Source organism: Sphaerisporangium viridialbum (assembly GCF_049674955.1).
Lineage (GTDB): Bacteria > Actinomycetota > Actinomycetes > Streptosporangiales > Streptosporangiaceae > Sphaerisporangium > Sphaerisporangium viridialbum.
This window is the reverse complement of sequence record NZ_CP187232.1, coordinates 1,327,607-1,346,027: the sequence shown is the minus strand read 5'-3', so window position 1 is coordinate 1,346,027 and position 18,421 is coordinate 1,327,607. Positions and strand designations below refer to the sequence as shown.

The 18,421-nt window shown below is 73.1% G+C and carries 17 protein-coding genes; 2 read left to right on the top strand and 15 right to left on the bottom strand.

What is annotated here, in order from left to right; translation table 11 throughout:
- Positions 1 to 15: 15 nt before the first annotated feature.
- The 11 genes from ACOZ38_RS06390 to ACOZ38_RS06340 all read right to left on the bottom strand — a co-directional run bounded on the left by ACOZ38_RS06390 (position 16) and on the right by ACOZ38_RS06340 (position 7,521).
- Positions 16 to 453 carry a pilus assembly protein TadG-related protein gene (locus tag ACOZ38_RS06390; RefSeq protein ID WP_424529198.1) on the bottom strand — a complete coding sequence of 146 codons (438 nt, stop codon included), beginning with the start codon at positions 451 to 453 and terminating at the stop codon, positions 16 to 18.
- Positions 450 to 866, bottom strand: a complete 417-nt coding sequence (locus ACOZ38_RS06385) for a TadE family protein (protein ID WP_405144790.1) — start codon at positions 864 to 866, stop codon at positions 450 to 452. Before ACOZ38_RS06385 ends, ACOZ38_RS06390 begins: the two co-directional genes overlap by 4 nt.
- Complete coding sequence (locus tag ACOZ38_RS06380) at positions 857 to 1,309, bottom strand: TadE/TadG family type IV pilus assembly protein (protein ID WP_424529197.1); 453 nt, start codon at positions 1,307 to 1,309, stop codon at positions 857 to 859. Before ACOZ38_RS06380 ends, ACOZ38_RS06385 begins: the two co-directional genes overlap by 10 nt.
- Positions 1,306 to 1,539, bottom strand: coding sequence for a hypothetical protein (locus ACOZ38_RS06375; RefSeq protein ID WP_363915954.1), 234 nt, complete (start codon positions 1,537 to 1,539; stop codon positions 1,306 to 1,308). Before ACOZ38_RS06375 ends, ACOZ38_RS06380 begins: the two co-directional genes overlap by 4 nt.
- Positions 1,540 to 2,466, bottom strand: coding sequence for a type II secretion system F family protein (locus ACOZ38_RS06370; RefSeq protein ID WP_424529196.1), 927 nt, complete (start codon positions 2,464 to 2,466; stop codon positions 1,540 to 1,542).
- Positions 2,459 to 3,370: a type II secretion system F family protein gene (locus ACOZ38_RS06365; protein ID WP_424529195.1), complete on the bottom strand. Its 912-nt coding sequence runs from the start codon at positions 3,368 to 3,370 to the stop codon at positions 2,459 to 2,461. The genes ACOZ38_RS06370 and ACOZ38_RS06365 overlap by 8 nt, the downstream gene beginning before the upstream one ends.
- Positions 3,367 to 4,674, bottom strand: a complete 1,308-nt coding sequence (locus ACOZ38_RS06360) for a CpaF family protein (RefSeq protein ID WP_424529194.1) — start codon at positions 4,672 to 4,674, stop codon at positions 3,367 to 3,369. Before ACOZ38_RS06360 ends, ACOZ38_RS06365 begins: the two co-directional genes overlap by 4 nt.
- Entirely contained in the window at positions 4,671 to 5,462 is a 792-nt protein-coding gene (locus tag ACOZ38_RS06355; protein ID WP_424529193.1) for a hypothetical protein, read from the bottom strand. Before ACOZ38_RS06355 ends, ACOZ38_RS06360 begins: the two co-directional genes overlap by 4 nt.
- Position 5,463: 1 nt before the next feature.
- Complete coding sequence (locus ACOZ38_RS06350) at positions 5,464 to 6,165, bottom strand: hypothetical protein (protein ID WP_424529192.1); 702 nt, start codon at positions 6,163 to 6,165, stop codon at positions 5,464 to 5,466.
- A gap of 369 nt (positions 6,166 to 6,534) precedes the next feature.
- The gene (cutA, locus tag ACOZ38_RS06345) at positions 6,535 to 6,888 is read right to left on the bottom strand and encodes a divalent-cation tolerance protein CutA (RefSeq protein WP_405144783.1); all 354 of its coding nucleotides are present in this window, start codon (positions 6,886 to 6,888) and stop codon (positions 6,535 to 6,537) included.
- 498 nt (positions 6,889 to 7,386) lie between these two features.
- Entirely contained in the window at positions 7,387 to 7,521 is a 135-nt protein-coding gene (locus ACOZ38_RS06340; protein ID WP_424529191.1) for a hypothetical protein, read from the bottom strand.
- A gap of 10 nt (positions 7,522 to 7,531) precedes the next feature.
- On the opposite strand from ACOZ38_RS06340, the gene ACOZ38_RS06335 reads away from it, so the two are divergent.
- Positions 7,532 to 7,906 carry a hypothetical protein gene (locus ACOZ38_RS06335; protein WP_424529190.1) on the top strand — a complete coding sequence of 125 codons (375 nt, stop codon included), beginning with the start codon at positions 7,532 to 7,534 and terminating at the stop codon, positions 7,904 to 7,906.
- Between the two features lie 102 nt (positions 7,907 to 8,008).
- Positions 8,009 to 12,847, top strand: coding sequence for an FtsK/SpoIIIE domain-containing protein (locus ACOZ38_RS06330; protein WP_424529189.1), 4,839 nt, complete (start codon positions 8,009 to 8,011; stop codon positions 12,845 to 12,847).
- A 9-nt stretch (positions 12,848 to 12,856) separates the two neighbouring features.
- Here the strand turns inward: ACOZ38_RS06330 and ACOZ38_RS06325 are convergent, their stop codons facing one another.
- The 4 genes from ACOZ38_RS06325 to ACOZ38_RS06310 all read right to left on the bottom strand — a co-directional run bounded on the left by ACOZ38_RS06325 (position 12,857) and on the right by ACOZ38_RS06310 (position 18,396).
- Positions 12,857 to 15,358, bottom strand: a complete 2,502-nt coding sequence (locus ACOZ38_RS06325; RefSeq protein ID WP_424529188.1) for a BTAD domain-containing putative transcriptional regulator — start codon at positions 15,356 to 15,358, stop codon at positions 12,857 to 12,859.
- Between the two features lie 233 nt (positions 15,359 to 15,591).
- Complete coding sequence (locus tag ACOZ38_RS06320; RefSeq protein WP_424529187.1) at positions 15,592 to 16,521, bottom strand: type II secretion system protein; 930 nt, start codon at positions 16,519 to 16,521, stop codon at positions 15,592 to 15,594.
- Positions 16,522 to 16,579: 58 nt separating this feature from the next.
- On the bottom strand, positions 16,580 to 17,470 hold the full coding sequence (locus tag ACOZ38_RS06315) for a type II secretion system F family protein (protein WP_424529186.1): 891 nt from the start codon (positions 17,468 to 17,470) through the stop codon (positions 16,580 to 16,582).
- Between the two features lie 101 nt (positions 17,471 to 17,571).
- On the bottom strand, positions 17,572 to 18,396 hold the full coding sequence (locus ACOZ38_RS06310; RefSeq protein ID WP_424529185.1) for a hypothetical protein: 825 nt from the start codon (positions 18,394 to 18,396) through the stop codon (positions 17,572 to 17,574).
- Positions 18,397 to 18,421: the final 25 nt, after the last annotated feature.

The following is an 18,421-nucleotide window of genomic DNA, read 5'->3' as shown; positions in this document are numbered from 1 at the left end:
TCGTCTCCGCCCCGGTCACGGCTGCTGGTCGCCGGGATCGGGGCCCGCGGTGGCGACGCCGGACATGGCGGAGCCGGAGAACCCGAGCGCGGCGAGGAACACGGCGTTCCACCGGGCGCTCACCGCGACGGTCACCTCCGTCTGGCCCGCGCCGGTCTGACACCGGGTGAGCCGGACCTCGGCGTCGCCGTGCGCGTCGACGATCTGCTGGGCCCGGCCGCACACCGCCCGGTCGTCGCCGAGCAGGCGCACCTGGCCGGTGGCCCGGAGGTTCTCGACGTCGATCTGGTCGGCCGCCGCCCGCGCGGCCTGCTCCGCGATGTCGGACGCGCGCAGCCTCGCGTTGATGGCCGCGCCGCCGTCGACCAGGAGCCCGGCCAGCATGAACACCACCACGGAAAAGATCACGACAAATACTGACATCGAGCCCTGGTCTTCCCGGAGCCGTCTCACTCGACCCTCCGGAACTGCTCCAGCGGCACCACCGAGTCGCCCTTCATCTGCTTGAGCACGCCGAACCCGAGGAAGTCGAGCTTCAGGTCGCACGTCACGGTCGCCCGTACGCTGCCGCCCTCCTTCCAGTCGCTGCCGGAGAGGCTGACCTTCGGTCCGCACTGGTCGTCGAGCGCGGCCCCGGCGGCGTCGCGGGCGGCGCCCTCGGCCGCCGCGAGCGTGCGCTGCACGGAGGCGGCGCGCGCGGCGTCCCTGGCGGCCCCGTTGACCTCGCCCTGCGCCTCGACCACCCGCCCGGCCCCGACGAGGAACATCAGGAAGAGCAGGAAGACGGGCGCCAGCATCACGGTCTCGACCGCCATCGACCCCCGGTCACGCGCGAAGACCTCATGGCCCCGCACTGTCAGCCGCACCTGCCGCTCCCGTCGTCGGGGCGGAAGCACTCCACCGGGCCGCCGAACCGGGACGTGATGGTGAACGCCGTGCGGGGCAGCAACGGGACCACGGAGACGCCCCCGCCGGTCACCTCGACACCGCGCTCGCCACCCTGCTCCCACGCGCGAGCCTTGGCACCTTCGAGCAGCCGGGGCCCGATCGTGCGGACGACCTGGAGGGCCCTGGCCTCGGCCTGGCCCTGCCAGCCGCTGCCGGAGGCCCCTGCGGCACGCGCGATCCTGGCGCCCTCGCGCGCGGCCGCGTCCGCCACCTGGCGGCCGTGGAACCACAGGACCGACTGCACGACCAGCAGGATCACGATGAGCAGGACCGGCATGAGCAGCGCCAGCTCCACCACCGTGGCCCCCCGGTCGCGCCGTCGCGGCAGGACGGCCTTCGGGGACGAGGGCCGCCGGGTCACGGCTTTCCGCCGGTACCGCCGCCCCCGCCGAAGTTGCTCTGGATCTCGGCCTGCTTCTGGGTGACCAGAGTCTTGATCAGCGTGGCCAGGCCGAGGGCCACGCCGGCGATGATCGCGGTGATGATCACCCATTCGACGGCGGAGGCTCCGCGCGAAGGGGCGGTCCTGGCACGGTCGACGCGCACGTGCAGCACGGCGACCAGGTAAGTAAGCCACGGTGGTGTGAACATCTATGACCCCAACATCTTCATCGCTGCCGGAAAACTGAGAAAGATCACGAATCCCGCGCAGAGCAGGAGCTGGGCGACCAGCATGGACTGCGAACGCTCGCCGGCCTGGCCCTCGACCTCGGCGAGCTCGCGCCGCCGCATGGTCGCCGCCCGGGCGGTGAGCGAGGCGCGCACCTTGGCGCCGTCGTCGGCGACCAGGCCGAGCGCCGCCGACAGGTCGCGCAGCTCGTCGACGTTGATCTCGTCGCCGAGCTGGCCGAGCGCCTGCCAGGGAGTTATGCCGACGATCCTGGCGTTGGCCAGGGCCTCGCGGATGCGGGCCATGGCCCAGTTGGACGAGCCGCCGCCCTCGCCGACCGACACCGCCATCAGCAGCGCCTCCGGCACGCCCCTGCCGCCCGCGAGGTTCATCGCCACCAGGTCGAGGAACGCTCCCACGGCGTGCCGGAAGTCGCGCCTGCGTACGGCGGCGTCCCTGCGGATCTGCAGGTCGGGAAGGAAGAAGAAGACCAGGGCGACGATCAGCGCCCCCCACAGCGGCACCTGGAGCGAGACGCCCCACCCCATCAGCAGCAGCCAGCCGGCCAGGATGGGGAAGGCCAGCAGCCCGGACACCGCGAGCAGCATCTTGGTGGCGAGGTACCCCTCGAAGGACCTGCCCAGCAGAGCGAGGTCGGCACGGGTCGAGCGGACCTCCCAGCCGCGAGCGGTGTAGAACTGCGCGAGCCGTACGCCGAGGCCGCGGCGGAAGGCGCTGACCTCCTCGTCGGGGCTGATGAGCCTGAGCCGCAGTGCCTCGTCGCCCTCGCGGGCGGAGTCCAGGGCGAGCAGGCGGGTCACCAGGCCGGGCCTCGGCGGGAACAAGGCCCTGATCAGCAGGAACAGGCCCAGCCCGAACAGGGCCCCGGCGAGGACGTTCTCAGCCATGGACGCCTCCGGACACCAGCTCGCGCTCCAGGGGGGCGCTCGACGCCGGCCCGAGGAGCCTGGCGGGCTTGTCGAATCGGGCCAGCCGCCGCATCCAGGCGAACCCGGCGCCGAACAGCCCGGCGACGACGACGAGCACGGCCTGCCCCAGCAGGGAGTCGTACTCCTGGACGTAGGAGGGGTTGAAGACGACCAGCGCCGCGGCGAACGCGATGGCCGTGCCGACCACGATCTGGACGCTGCGGCGCGTCGACCGGCGCTCGGCCTCCACGCGGCGGCGCATGTCGAGCTCCTCGCGAGCGGAGACGGCGAGCGCGCCGAGCACCTCACGAAGGCCGGGGCCGCGCAGCTTGGCGTTGAGGATGAGCGCGGCGATCACCAGGTCGGCGGAGGGGTCGTCGAGCTCGTCGGCGAACATCCGCAACGCGTCGGCCAGCGGCATCCGGGTGTGCAGGCGGTCGACCATGGAGCGCAGGTGCGGCCTGAGCATGGGCGCCGCCGCCCTGATGGAGGACGGGATCGCCTGTTCGAGGCCGGCCGCCCCGGCGATGGTGTCCCTGAGGGACTCGGTCCAGGCCGCCAGGCCTTCGAGCCTGCTCATGGCCGCCCGCTCCTCGGCCGCGCCGCCGGTGAGGCCGCGCCAGGCCAGTACGAGCAGCACCGCGCCCGCCGCCATGACCGGCCAGCCGGTGATCACCAGCACCATGCCGCCGGTGATGGTCGCGACCGCGGAGCGCGTGGAGAGCCTGCGCAGCACCTCACGGCGCCGGGCGCCGCGGTCGGGCGAGGGCGGCCCCGGGCGCAGCCCGTACAGGGAGAGGCCGAGCAGGAACAGCCCGCCGCCGGTCACGGCGCCCGCGAGGATCGCCAGCGGGTCGAAGAGCCCGGCCGGGAGCGGGATCACGACCAGGCTCCCATCGTCGGGTCGTAGCCGTGCCGGGCCAGGTCGTCGATGCAGGCGATCGGCGCGTGCGGCACGGCGTGGCCGTCGGGGCCCGGGGCGAAGATCTCGGAGGACAGCACCCGCCCGTCGACCCCGGCCACCTCGCGGATGCTGGCGATGTAGCGGCGCAGCCGGCCGCCCTCGTGGTAGTCGTTGCGCTTCTCGATGAAGACCACGAAGTCGATCGCCCCCGCGATGAGCATGTGGGTGGCCTCGATCGGCAGGCGCTCCTCGGCCTGGAGGGCGTAGGTGGCGATGCGGTTGAAGACCTCCATCGAGGAGTTCGCGTGGATGGTCGACAGCGACCCGTCGTTGCCCTGGGTCATGGCGTTCAGCATCGTCACGATCTCGTCGCCGAGCACCTCGCCGACGATCACCCGGCTGGGGTTCATGCGGAGCGAGCGCCGCACCAGCTCGGCCATGGTGATCTCGCCCTGGCCCTCGGAGTTGGGCAGGCGGTGCTCGAACGCCACGACGTTGGGGTGCAGCTCGGGGAACTGGTCGAGCCCGAGCTCCAGCGCACGCTCGACCGTGATGAGCCGCTCGTGGGTCGGGATCTCGTTGGCCAGGGCCCGCAGCAGCGTGGTCTTCCCGGCGTTCGTGGAGCCCGCGATCATGATGTTCTTCCTGGCCCCCACAGCCGCCGACAGGAAGCGCCCGATCTCGGGGGTGAGGGTGCCGTTGCCCACCAGGTCGCTGAGGAAGACCTTGCCGAGGCGCGCCCGGCGGATGGACACGGCGGGGCGCACGGTGACGTCCATGACGGCGGAGAGCCGCGAGCCGTCGGGGAGCCGCAGGTCGAGCTGGGGGTTCGCGGTGTCGAACGCGCGGCTGGACAGGCCGCTGTAGGCCGCGAGGATCTGGATCAGCTCGATCAGCTCCTCGTCGGTCTCGGCCACCGGATCGTGGACGAGCTCCTGACCGTCGGCGTACCCGACGAACACGCGGTCGCAGCCGTTGACGTCGATGTTCTCGACCTCGGGATCGTCCAGCAGCGGCTGCAGCCGGCCGACGCCGAACAGGGCGGCGTGGATGCCCGCCGCCAGCGCCTCCTCCTCCTCGGCCGTCGGAGGGGTGCGCCCCGAACCGATCTCGCTCCGCGCGTGCTCCTCCAGCACCTGGGAGATCAGCGCCCGGGCGAACTGGCGCTCGTCCTCTCCGGACATGGGCACGAGGCCGCTCGCCTGGTCGAGCCTGCGCTGGTGCGCGAGCCGGTCACCGACCTCCTGCCGGAACCGCTTCACCAGCGTGTGGTCGATGCTCATGTAGCTCGTTCCCCCGTTCGTGAGCGTGGCGGTTCGGCCCCGGCGGGCGCGCGGCCGGGCGCCACCCGGGCGGCGAGACGGCCGGCGAGCTCGCGTGCCGTGCGGATCAGCAGGGAGCGGTCCAGCCGGCCGCCCCACTGGCCCCTGAGCAGCTCGGCGCCCTTCGGGTCGTACGCCAGGCCGGCCACGAAGGCGACGTCCCTGGTGGTGGCGCCGACGATGCGGCGCACCTCGTCGATCGAGCCGCGGTAGGACCGGGGGTCGGCGATCACCACGACGCCGACCTGCCCGGAGACCAGCATGAGCCGCTCGCGCAGGTGCGCCACGTGGTCGAGGCTCGGCCGGGTGAACAGCAGCGTGAGCTCGGCCTCGGCGATCAGGTCGCCCATCTGCGGGTGGGCGCCGAGCCTGCCGCAGTCGGCGAGCACGTCGGCCCCCGGCAGCGCGGCGAGCGCCCGGCCGAGCGGACCCCACAGCCAGGTCAGCCCGGCGGCCTGCTCGCCGTTGGTCAGGCCGGTCAGCACGTCGAGGCCGCCGACGAGCTTCTGGGTGTGCTCGTGGACCTGCTCGGGCCGCAGGCCGCGGCGGGCCATGGCGCCCAGGCTCAGCAGGCCTCGGCCGGGGTTGAGCACGTTTCCGTCCACGCTGGGCAGGCGGTAGACCAGGTCGCCTCCCGAGGGGTCGCATTCGGCGAGGAGCACCGGCCGCGGCCACACGGCGCCGAGCGCCGTCGCGGCGGTGGTCACGCCGGGCGCCCCCTTGTCGGCGGCGAGCGCGATGAGCGCCACGTCAGCCGGTTCCGGAGAGCTTGCCGAGGGCGATCTCACCGCTTGAGGAGTACATGGCGATCGCCGGGGAGACCGTCGCGTCGACGATGATCGACACCAGGCCCGAACTGCTCCCCTCGCTGGTGCCCACGCTCTCGACCAGCGCGCTCGGAGCGAGCACCTTGCCCTGGGCCGTGCCCCGGCCCGAGCCTGGGACGTACAGCACCTGGACGTGGTCGCCTCTCGTGAGGCTCAGCGGCATCTGGCCGGCCTTGAGCGCGAGGCCAAGGGTGATCTTGCCGGGGCCGACCTGCTCGCTCGCGTTGCTCACCATCTGCTCGGTGAGCAGGGTGCCGGGGATCAGGGTCACCCGTGCGAAGGTGGCGGCGACCTCCTGCCGGTGGCTCCAGGAGACGTACGGGATGCCGGTGTCGGCGATCTGGACCTCTTCCATCGCCTCGGGGAGGACCGGCTGGCCCGCGCCGATCTGCTGGGTGATCTGGATGGCCGACACGCGGTCGCCGCTGCGGAGGACCAGCAAGGTCGTGGCGAGCGCCCCGCCGAGGACGAGCAGCAGCGCGAGGGCGGCGAGGGCCGGCTTGCGCTCGCGAGGCGGCACGGGGAGCTTGCGGGAGGCCGGTCCGGACAGCGTGCCCGGGGACCCCGGGCGCTCCGAGTTCACGGGCGCACGGCTGTCACGGTCGGGTTTCTCGCTGATCCTCATGGGTGGGGGGCTCCCGAATCAGGAACCAGGCCGACACCCTCACCATGCGCTGAAATCGGCCGCCACCGGGGCTGACCGAGATGAACCGCATGACCACGGTGCGGGACGGCATGGTCACGGATATGTAGGACGGGGGGTCGTTGGGTTATCTTCCGGAATTCTCATGCCATTGTGTGCAGCTTGCACCAAGCTCATGGATAGAAACCGGACCCATGCTTATCCACTATGGATTAACTGTCAACGGGAGCGTCAAGAATCGCAGCGGTCCCGGGACACCGCTCGGCATGATATTTCCGCTGTTATTCCCCTTTGTATCGAACGTATCGTCAGCCACAGTTACCACTCTGGTTTCCCCTGCGAAGCGGCATCCTAACCGCCCGTCTCGCGGCCGTCGCCGCCAGGTCCCGGCCGCGTCTCCTCGTCGATCCAGTGCAGATAGGCGGGAAGGCCGCCCTCGACGGGGAGGCTGATGATCTCCGGCGTCTCGTACGGATGCTCGCGGCGGATGTGCTCGGCCAGCTCGGCCGAGCGCTCGCGGGTGGTCTTGATGAGCAGCAGGTACTCCTCGGCGGTCTCCACGGCGCCTTTCCACCGGTAGGTGCTCGTGACGGGACCGACGATCTGGACGCAGGCGGCGAGCCTCGCGGAGACGGCGGACCGGGCGAGCTCGGCGGCCTTGTCACGGTCCTCGACCGCGACCTGGACCTGCACGTAGTCCGGCATGAGAGCCCCTTCCTCCTCGCTGGACCGGCCCTTCGCGACCGGTTGTACACAGCTTTATCCACAGCAACGAGGGGTTATCAACGGGCACACTTCTGCCCGATTCGTGGCGATAAATCCGGTTTAAGATCGAAAATCAGCCCACAACGCCCCCGAGTTATCCACAGGAGGGCGGGTTATCCACAGCCGTCACCCACAGACGCCTGTGGGAAACCCGTGGGACGACATGACACCCCGCGATAACCACCCAGGTTAGCGGTCTTTCCGTATCGGTCTTTAGGCACGAGACCATGCGAAACGAGCACGGATGTGCTGAAAACTGGATAGGCGGGAAGGATAGCTACGTCCCCCCTCGACAGATACATAGTCCGGCCCGGCACCTGGGTGCGGAGCTCTTGAGAAGGAGGGGGTTATGCACAGAATTCTGGCGTCGAGCGTCGGGCTGGCCGCAACCGTCCTGCTGGTAAGCGCATGTGGCGGAGCCGGCAAGCCCGCGACCAGCTACAGCAGGGCGGCGGCGAACGCCACCGAGTCACCGACCAGCACCAAGATGTCCCCATACCCCTCGCCGACGAGCACGTCGACCACGAGCCCCACCACCTCGCCGGGAGCGTCGCCGTCGGGGACCGAGTCCATGCTGAGCCCCATGCCGACGCCCGAACACGCGCAGGTCAAAGTCGCCGACTCGAAGTACGGCAAGATCCTGGTCGGCGAGAACGACAAGGCCCTCTACGTCTTCGAGAAGGACAAGGACAACACGTCCAACTGCTACGACAACTGCGCGATCACCTGGCCGCCGCTCCTCACCCGCGGCAAGCCCCACGCGGGCACCGGAGTGAAGGACAGCCTGCTCGGCACCACGACGCGCAAGCAGGGAGAGAAGCAGGTCACCTACGACAAGCACCCGCTGTACTACTACACCGGCGACATGCGGGCCGGAGAGTACAACGGTCAGGGCAAGAACGAGTTCGGCGGCAAGTGGTATCTCATCAGCCCTGACGGCAAGAAAGTGGAGAAGTAGGGAGACGGGCACCCGCAGGTCTGGTTGACGTAAACCTCCGGACCGGATGAACTCCCGTCGCTACCTTATGCGCGGGAGAGCCGGACCCGGAGGAGACGCCGCATGCGGATCATGCTTACCGTGGTCTCAGAGCACGGACACCGTGACGTAGTCATCGACGGTGACGAGGAGACCACGGTCGCGGGCCTCGCGGCGGCGTTGAAGGGCGCGCCGGGAGAGCCCCGAGGCAACGTCGTACGGCTGGCGCGGGCGCGCGCGCCCTACGGCCTCGGCGGACAGGCACGCCCGCGCGGGCGCGAGGCGCCCTCGCTGTGGGTCGACGGCAGGCGGCTCGACCCGGACGCGCCCATGGTCGCGGCGCTCCGCGACGGCGACCTGGTGACGCTCGACCAGCGGGCCGCCGGGTCCACGCTCCTCACGGAGCCCGGCGGAGTGGTGGAGATCAGGGTGGTCGGAGGGCCCGCCGCGGGCTCGGTCCACCGGCTCGGCCTGGGCGTCCACGTCATCGGGTCCGACCCCGCGTGCGCGGTGCCGGTCGGCGACCACCAGCTGCCGCCCGAGGCGGCCGAGGTGCGCGTCACGCCGGACGAGGTCCTCGTCAGGTCGGTCTTAGCCCCCGGCAGGCCTCCCGCCAAGATGTCGCGCAGGGCCAGGCGCAAGGCGAGTAAGCGGGCGCGGGCCGGGGCCCCTGAGGCCGGCGCCGAGAGCACCGAGGTCATCGGCGCCCTCACGCGCGGGGCGACGCACACCGTCCCCCAGCTCGCGGGCGAGCCGGTGAACGGCCCCCGCCCTTGGCCGGACGGCACGCCGCTCACCTGCGGCAACTCCGTGCTCGTCCTCCGGGCCACCGAGCCGCCCGACGCGCATCTGGACGTACTGCCCGAGGGCGGCCTCGCCTACAACCGGCCGCCCCGCCTGCGCCCGGCCGAGCGCCGCAGGCGGTTCGAGGTGCCCGCGGAGCCCAGCCGGGGCGAGGGCATGCGGTTGCAGCTGCTGGCCGCCTGCCTGCCCGCCGTCCTCGGCGTCACCATGGCCGCGGTGTTCCACATCTGGTACTACCTGCTGATCGGGCTCATGACTCCCATGATCATGATCGGCCAGTGGATCAGCGACCGGCGGCACGGCCGCAGGAAGTACCGCCAGGACATGAAGGCGTACCGCGAACGCCTGGTCGCCTTCGAGGCGGCGGTCGAGAAGGCCAGGGCGGTGAACGAGCTCGAACGCCGCGCCGCCTCCCCCGACGCCGCCGAGCTGCTGCTCACCGCGACCGGTCCCCGGCGGCGGCTGTGGGAGCGCAGGAGCCACGATCCCGACGCGCTGCGGCTGCGCATCGGCCTGGCCGACCTGCCCGCGGAGATCGAGTTCGTTCCCGAGCGGGGCGCGGGTCCCGACATCCCGATTCCCGAGCTTCCCGTGGCCGGGGCCGTACCGGTCTCGCTGGCGATGCGCCGGCTCGGCGTGGCGGGCATGACCGGGCCGCGCGAGGTGACGCTGGGCATCGCCCGCTCGCTGGTCGGCGCCGCCGTCACCCTGCACAGCCCTCGCGACCTCGCCGTGGTCGTGCTCTCGGCCGGAGCCGACGGGGCCGCGCAGTGGAACTGGGCGCGGTGGCTGCCGCACTGCGCGCCGCGGGACGCCGACTGCGTCGCGCTGGTCGGCGCCGACCCCGAGGCGGCGGCGCAGCGGGTGTCGGAGCTCGCGGCGCTGATCGGCGAGCGTCTCGGCCCCGACGACCACGGCCTGGCCCCGCTCGCCCCGGCCAAGGGGTGGGGGCGCTCGTTCCTGCCCGACGAGGAGCCCCTGTTCGCCGCCTACGACGACCGCCCGTACGACGTGCTGGTCATCCTCGACGGCGCCCAGGTGCTGCGCGCCCTGCCCGGCATGCCGCAGGTGCTCCGCCAGGGGCCGCGCGCCGGGGTCTACACGATCGCCATCGACGAGGACCAGCGGCTGCTCCCCGAGGAATGCGCGACGGTCGTCGACTGCGGGCCCGAGGGGTTCGTACGGCTGCGCGGCGGGGGCCTGGACGCGATCGGCGAGATCCTCGCCGACCAGGTCTCCCCCGCGTGGTGCGAGCGCCTGGCCCGCTCGCTCTCTCCGCTGCGCGACGTGAGCAGGGACGACGCCGCTGTGGCGCTCCCCTCGTCCGTACGCCTGCTCGACCTGCTTGAGCTGAGTCCGACCGGCCGCGCGGTGGCGGCGCGGTGGCGGTCGGGCGGCCGCACGACCGAGGTGCCGATCGGCGTCGGGGCCGAGGGCACGTTCAGCGTGGACCTGCGCACGGACGGCCCCCACGCCCTCGTCGCGGGAACGACCGGAGCGGGCAAGTCCGAGCTGCTCCAGACGCTGATCTGCTCGCTGGCCGTCGCGAACCGCCCGGACGAGATGACGTTCGTGCTGATCGACTACAAGGGCGGCGCGGCGTTCAAGGAGTGCGTGCGGCTGCCGCACACGGTCGGCATGGTCAGCGACCTCGACGAGCACCTCACCCAGCGGGCGCTGGCCTCGCTCGCCGCCGAGATCCGCCGCAGGGAGCGGCTGCTGCTGGCGGCCGGGGCCAAGGACATCGACGACTACCACGAGCTCAGGGACCGCCCGCGTGAGAACGGCTCGCCGGCCGGTGGACTCCTCGCGCCCCTCCCCCGGCTTCTGCTGATCATCGACGAGTTCGCCGCCATGGTGGCCGAGCTGCCGGACTTCATGGACGGGCTGGTCGACATCGCCCGGCGTGGCCGGTCGCTCGGGATCCACCTCGTCCTCGCCACCCAGCGGCCCGGGGGCGTGGTGACCGCCGACATCCAGGCGAACACCTCGCTGCGCATCGCGCTGCGCGTCACGGAGGCCACCGAGTCGGCCGACGTCATCTCCGGGCCCGAGGCCGCGCACATCTCCAAGTCCACTCCCGGCCGGTGTTACGTGCGGTCCGGCATCGGGGCCGCGCAGGCCGTCCAGACGGCGCGGGTCGGCGGGAGGGTGCCGGAGGCCGCGCGCCGGAGCTCCGGCCCGAGGATCGTGGAGGTCGGCTGGCGCGATCTCGGGCACCCGCTGCGCACGGGTCCGCAGGGGAGCGCGGGCGGGGTGGGCGGCGTGGGCGGCGGGCCCACCAGCGACCTGGCCGTCCTCGTGGACGCCGTGGTGGAGGCCACCCGCGTCATGGGCATCCAGGAGCAGCCGAGCCCATGGCTCCCCCCGCTGCCCGAGACGATCCTGCTGGAGGACTCCGCGTCCGGCGGCGCCTCGCCGCCGCTCCCGTCCGGCGCCGGCATCGTGCCGATGCCACGGTCCGGCGGTGACGAGGTGCCGCCGCGATTCGGCGATGATTTCGGCGGTGATCTCAGCGGTGACGCGGTACGACCGCAGCGGTTCAGCGCCGAGGAGGTGCCGCCGCTGCGGTTCGGCCTCACCGACCTGCCGTGGGCCCAGGACCGGCGGCCGCTCGTCCTCGACCCCGCGCACGGCGGCCACCTGCTGATCGCCGGCACGGCCCGCACCGGCAGGTCCACGGCCCTGCGGACCCTGGCCGGCTCCATCGCCCTGCACGCCTCCCCCGAGGACGTGCACCTGCACGCGATCGACTGCGGCTCGGGCTCCCTGCTGCCGCTGGTGGCGCTCCCGCACTGCGGCGCGGTCGTCACCCGTGACCAGCTCGACCGCGTCGAGCGCCTGCTCACCCGCCTCCGCACCGAGGTCGGCCGCAGGCAGCAACTCCTCGCCGAGGCCGGATACGCCTCCCTGGCCGAGGCCAGAGCCGTGACCCGGAGCGGCGCGTCGCTCTCCCCGGGCGAGGCCAACGCCGTGAGCAGGAGCGGCGCGCCGGCGGACATGGGGCTGCGGATGCCGTGGCTGGTGCTGATGCTGGACCGCTGGGAGGGCTTCGCGGCGGCGTTCGAGGGCTACGACTACGGACGGCTGCTCGACTCGTTCATGCAACTGCTCCGCGAGGGCCCGGCCGTCGGGCTGCGCGCCGTCGTGACCGCCGACAGGTCCGGCCTCCTCGGGCAGATCTCGACGCTGTTCGAGGACCGGCTGATCATGCGGCTGGCCGACCCGGCCGACTACGGCCTGGCCGGGCTCCCGCCGCGCAGCCTCCCGTCGGCCATGCCGCCGGGGCGCGCGATCTCCATCGGGGAGCAGGGGGTGGTCGAGAGCCAGATCGCCCTGCTGTGCGACGACCCTTCGGGGCCCGCCCAGGTCGCGGCGCTGCAGGCGCTCGCCCGTACGGCCGCGGCGCGGTTCCCTGGCCCCGGGTCGCTGCTGAAGGTGGACGCGCTGCCGATGCGGATCACCTCCTCCCAGGCCCTGGAGCTCGTCCCCGCCTTCGAGCCGCCCTCGCCCCTGTGGGCGCTGCTCGGCGCGGGCGGCGACTCCCTGGCCCCCCTCGGAGTGGACCTGCTCGCCCAGGGCCCCGCGGCCGTCATCGCGGGGCCGTCCAGGTCAGGCCGGTCGTCCGTGCTGCTCACCGCCGCCCGCTCGCTGCTCGGCCAGGACACCCCGATCGCCGTGGTGGCTCCCCGCCGCAGCCCTCTGCGGGAGCTGTCCGGGGAGCCGGGCGTGCTCACGGTCCTCGCCGGGGACGCGGGCGACCTGCCGGGCGCGCTCGCGGGCCACGACCGGTACGTCGTCATCGTGGACGACGCCGAGCTGGTGTCCCCCGACTCGCCCCTCGGCATGGCGCTGGAGGGCACGCTGCGCAGCGGCAGGGACGGCGAGCACGGGCTGCTGATCGCGGGCACCACCGGCGACCTCGCGACCGCCTACCGGGGGTTCGTGGCCGAGGCCCGCAAGGCGCGCACCGGGCTGCTGCTGTCGGTCCAGAGCCCGGCGGACGGTGACCTGTTCAACGTACGCCTGCCGCGCGGCGCCGTCGGCGGCCCTCCCGGCAGAGGCCTCCTGGTCGTCTCCGGCACCCCGACCCCGATCCAGACCGCCCTGACCCCCTAGCGTTCCTGGTCACTCTTCGCGTGTGGAGGAGGGAAGGAGTTCCGCGATCAGGGACTCCGTCTCGGGGACGAGTCGCCCCCAGTGCTGGGAAACGGCGGCGCGCTGCCGCAGTGTGCCCACCCAGAGCTGGAGGGTGCCCATGTCGCCCGTGGCGTGCGCGGCCCGCAGCAGGTCGCGCCACAGGCCCTCATCGCCCTCCGAGACCCGCAGCCCGGCGAGCGCGGCCCCGATGGCGCCGTCAGGGTCGCCCGCCCGCATCCGCAGCTCGCACAGCCGGTGTGCGGCGTCGGACACCCTGGCCGTGACCTCCGGGCCCACCGGGTCCCCCGCCAGCCACAGGTAGTGCTCGGCCGGATGCCCCGCCGCCAGCGGGCCGCGAACCAGGGCGAGGGCGTCTTCGAGGGCCGCGGTCTCGTTCGGGGGATCGCGCCGCGCGAGCCGTACGAGCTCGCGGAACACCTGCCAGTCCACGCGCACCTCGGGGCCGAGTCGCAGAAGGCCCTCGGTGTCGACGTACAGGTTGAAACGTCCCGCGCTGTCCATGCCGAGCCACTCCTGCGCGCGGATGATGGCGGCGTCCCGTACGGCGGTCTCCACGCCGCCCGGCCACAGCGCCCCGTCCAGCGCCTTGGGGTGGACGCCGCCCGGGTGGGTGGCCAGGTAGGCGGCCAGCTCGGAGCAGATCGGCACCCGGTCCTCCTCCAGGGGCCGGGGCGTGAGCACCCGGACGGTCCCCAGCACGGAGACCTCCGCCGACGGCCGGAAGGACGGGTCGAGCTGCACCGCCGCGAGGCCGTTCGGCTCAGGCTCGGGCAATGGAAGCACGGTTCCGTGGGTGGCGTTACGGAAGAGCTCGGCGATCTGCGCGTACTGCCGCTCGCTCAGGAGCTGGCCCATGGCGTCCAGGCCGAGGTCCTTGACGCCCGCCCTGCCATCCTCGGTGAGCTCCCAGGTCCACGCTGAGCCGGGCGGGCCGTCTCCCGCTATGAGACACCCGATGGGCATTCGCGTGCCCGCACGGGCCAGCTCGGCGAGCCGCGCGGCCTCGTCAGCGGTCGCCGGCAGGGCCGACAGCAGGTAGGCGGGCGTCCGGGCCCCGGCGCCGCCGGACACCGAGCCGGCCCCATCGGAACCGGCGGGCCGCGAATCGGCCGCACGTGCCGAGAGTTCGGGCAGCACCTCGGCGATGCTGCCCGCGACGACGACCCGATCGGGGGCCACCATGGCCAGCTCGTGTCCGAAGCCGACCAGGAGCAGCCTCACATGGTCGGACCACCGGTTGGTCGCCAGCTCGACGGCGGCCGCCGCGAGGGCCGCCGCCACCATCGGCCCGGGACCGCGAAGGTCGATCACGCCGCGGGCCGTCTCCAGGTCGATCAGCACCCGCCCGTTCTCGTTCGTGCCGATGGAGACGAGCCCGGGGTAGGGAGCGGGGGTGCCCGCCACGGCCTGCTCGTTCAAGGACGAGCCGTCAGGGGCGGCCAGCCGCCAGACCCTGCCGCCGTCCACGGCCGTCCACGGCGCGGGCACGTCCTCGTCACCCGGATGGATCCACAGGTCGATGTGGGTGGACGACAGGAAGGCGCCATACACGGTCGGGGGCGTGCGGCCCCTGGACGCCAGCTCCTTGCCGAGGTGGCGGAGTCCGAGGTCGAGCAGTCTCGCGCCGGCCTGGTCGGCGGCGAGCTGGAGGGCCACCTCCGCGAGCGCCGCCTCGCCTGCGGGCACGGGGAGCCCGCATCCGGGCGGCCGGGTCCAGAGGCGCTCCCGGCGCCTGCGTCCCAGCGCCGCCAGCAGCCCCGCCGCGGCGAGCGACCCGGCCGCGGCGAACCCGGAGATCGCAGCGGCGACGGGAATCTCGGGCGCGGGTGGGCCTGGGAGCGGGGCGCCCGCGTGCCGGCCGGCTTCGTGAGGTGCCGGTCCCCGCTCGGCCACGTTCACAGCGGGCGTGGGTCCCCCGCGGCGATGCCGCGTTCCCCGAAAGTCCCGCGTGGCCTCGGGGTCCTCCGGGTTCGTCACTTCCGTCGCCGTGGCGTCCATGCGGGCGTCGGCGTGGTGGGGCGAGCCGTCCGGACGTCCACCCGGATGCCACTCCGGCACGGCGGGCGTCCCGGCCGCGAGGGCCCGCGGCGTTGTCGGGTCGGGCGCGGTGACCGGTACGGACGCGGTGGTGACCAGTCGATGGACCAGGGCCTGCGTGCCCCGGGCGAACGGGATACGGGGCGGCGGCCCGGACCTGCGGATCGCGGACAGCTCGGCCACCACGCAGGCGACGAGCTGGAGCCAGACCGGCCAGACCAGCACCGACAGCATGTCGAGCACCGCGCCCGGTCCGAGCCGCCGTGTCAGCGTGTCCACTGAGAGCCCGCCATCGGGAACCGGAGAGCCGAAGACGCGGACCAGCGCATACGGCACCCCGGCCACCAGGGCGAGCAGAGCGACGACGGCGAGGACGCCGAGCAGGATGCCGGACGCCGTCCGCTCCGCCGGGCGCACGGGTGGTGTTGCCATTTCCTCGATCCCTGACCTGACCTGTCCGCGGGGATGCCTGACGTGTCCCCGGCCCTGGGGTGGCACTGGTGCCCGTGGCGCCGCCGCCCAATCCGATGGTGGTCAGGAGTATGCCTGCCATCCACCCGTCACGAAGACAGCGACCGCCCATGCCGCGCCATCATGACCACGGGCACCCGGAACCTCACTGGCAGCCGGGGATCCCGTCGTCGAGGCGGCTTGCCGCCTCCGCTTCATGATCCGAGCATCCTGATGGCCGCGGGAAAGCCCAGGAACAGGGCGAACCCGGCGCACAGCAGGAACCGGGCGACCAGCATCGACCGCGCACGCTCCCCCGCCCGGCCTTCGATCTCGGCCAGCCGGCGGCGGCGGATGGCCTCGGCGCGGGCCTCCAGCGACTGCCGGACCCTGGCGCCGTCCTCCGGGGCCATCCCGAGCGAGGGTGCCAGGTCGCGCAGCTCCTCCACGTCGATCTCCTCACCGAGCCGGGCCAGGGCCTGCCAGGGGGTGATGCCGGCGAGCCCGGCGTTCACCAGCGCGTCGCGGATCCGCCACATCGCCCAGCCGTCCCCGAGGGACGAAGCCGTCATCAGTGCCTCCGGCAGTGCCCCGCCGCCCGCGAGGTTCGTGGCCACGAGGTCGAGGAAGGCTCCGGCGACGCGCAGGAAATCACGCCTGCGGATGGCGGCGTCCCGCCTGAGCCGCAGGTCCGGGAGCAGGAACAGGACCAGGGCGAGGACGATCGCCGCCGCCGGCGGCACCGCAGCCCGGAACTCCCAGCCCATGAGCGGGCCCCAGTCCCAGCCCAGGAGCGGGATCCCGGCGGCCAGGACCGCCGCGGCCGGCAGGCCGGACGCGGCGAGGAGGTATTTGGTGGCGAGATGTCCCTCGAACGACCTGCCGAGCAACGCCAGATCGGCCCGGACCGAGCGCAGCTCCCATCCCCGTGCCGCATAGAAGCGCGCGGCCAACGCGCCGACCTCACGACGGAGCGCACCGGGCTCCCCCTCGGTGGTGACCACGCCGGCCCGGTGCCCGTCCCGCCGTACGGCGTCGGCGACCAGGAGCCGCTCGGCGAGCCCGGGGCGACTCGGAAACAGCGCACGGAGCAGCAGGAACACCCCCAGCCCTATGATCGCCCCGCCGATCATCGGCCCCGTCACGGTCGCATCCCCGTCTCGACGGCGGCCTCGGCCGTGTCCCTGAAGATCAACGAACCCCTCACCGTGTCACTCCCGTCTCCGGAGCGGGGGGCGCCACGGCCCTGGCCGGCATTCGTCCGGGTCTGTCGGATCCGGCGAGCCTTCGCATCCTGGTGAAGCCCGCGCCGAAAAGGCCGGCCACCGCCAGCAGGGCGAGTTGTCCGGCCGCGCCCCTGTACTCGGCGACGTAGGAGGGGGTGAAGACGACCAGGAGGGCGGCCGAGCCGAGCGACGTGCCCACCACGATCTGGATGCCGCGCCGGGTGGAACGACGTTCGGCCTCGACCTTGCGGCGGACGTCGAGCTCCGCACGGGCCGAACCGGCGACCGCGCCGAGCACCTCGCGAAGGACCGGCCCGCGCGACTTGGCATTGAGGATCAGGGCGGCGACGACGAAGTCGGCGGAGGGGTCGTCGATGTCGCCGGCGAAGCCGTGGAGGGCGTCCGACAGCGGCATCCGGTTGTGGAGCCTGTCAACCAAGGTGAAAAGGTGCGGCCGCAGGGTCGGGGCGGCGGCCCGTACCGAGGCCGGGATCGCCTGCTCCAGACCCGCCGCGCCCTCGGCGCTGTCCCTGAGGGAGCCGATCCAGGCGACGAGCGCCTCCAGGCGGTGTGTCGCGGCGCGCTCCTCGGCGGCGCCGCCCGCCAAGCCGCGCCAGGCGAGAACCAGCAGTCCGCAGCCTGCGGCGATCACCGGCCAGTGGGTGACGATCAGGACGGCACCGGCCACGGCGACCGCGGCCGCCACTCGGATGGAGAGCCTCGCGGCGCGGAGCCCGGCCCGCCGGTCCGTACGGGCGGGTGCTCTGGTGGTGCCCCGCAGGAATGCCCCGAGCAGCACCACTCCGCCGCCGATCGCCGCCCCACCCAGCAGGACGAGCAGCAACTGAGCCTCAGCCCCGACATTCACCGCATATCCCCCTGCCTTCCCTCACCAGGCCTCATCCCGGACTCCCGGCCTCACCTCGCCGGGACACTGCCGCGCCACTCTCACCGACCATCGGGCCCACCTCATGCCGGGCTGCTTTCGGTCTCGGGAGTTTGGGCGTGGCGCCCGCGCTGGTGGGCTCCGTGGTCGGTACGGGCCAGGACGGTGGCGGCGAGTTCGCGGGCAGAACGGATGAGCAGGGTGCGGTCGAGGCGCCCGCCCCACTCACCGCGCAGCAGCTCGGCACCCCTGACGTCGTGGGCGAGGCCGCCGAGCACCAGGTCGGGTGCCCCACCAGAAGCGGACAGCACGCGGCGCACCTCGGCGATCGCCTTCCTGAATTTCTTGGCCTCGGCGATCACCACGACGCCCACGGGCGGCGGGGCCGGGGTGCGCTCGGCGAGCGCGGCGGTCAGCGTGGCGACGCGATCACGAAGGTGGGCCACCTGGTCGAGCTGGGGGCGGACGAGCAGCATGACGAGGTCGGCGGCGGCGAGCAGGCCGTTGATGGGAGGGTAGGAACCCACCCGGCCGCAGTCGGCGATGACGTCCGTGCCGGGCAGCGATCCGAACGCCTGGGCCAGCGGCTCCCAGAGCCACGTCAGCCCGGACGCCTGTTCGGCGCCGCCGATGCCCGCGAGGACCTCCAGGCCCCCGACCAGCCGCTGGGTGTGCTCGTGGATCTGCGGGGCGTCCAGGCCCCTGCGGGCGGCCACTCCGAGGCTGAGCAGGCCGCGCCCGGCGTCCAGAGGATGACCCTGCTCGGAGGGCAGCCGGTAGGCGAGATCGCCTCCGGCCGCGTCACACTCGGCCAGCAGCGCGTGGCGCGGCCAGACCGCCGCGAGCGCGGTGGCAGCGGTCGTGACGCCCGGGGCGCCCTTGTCGGCCGCGAGCGCGATCAGTGCCACACCGCTCCCCCCGGTCTCGTGTCCG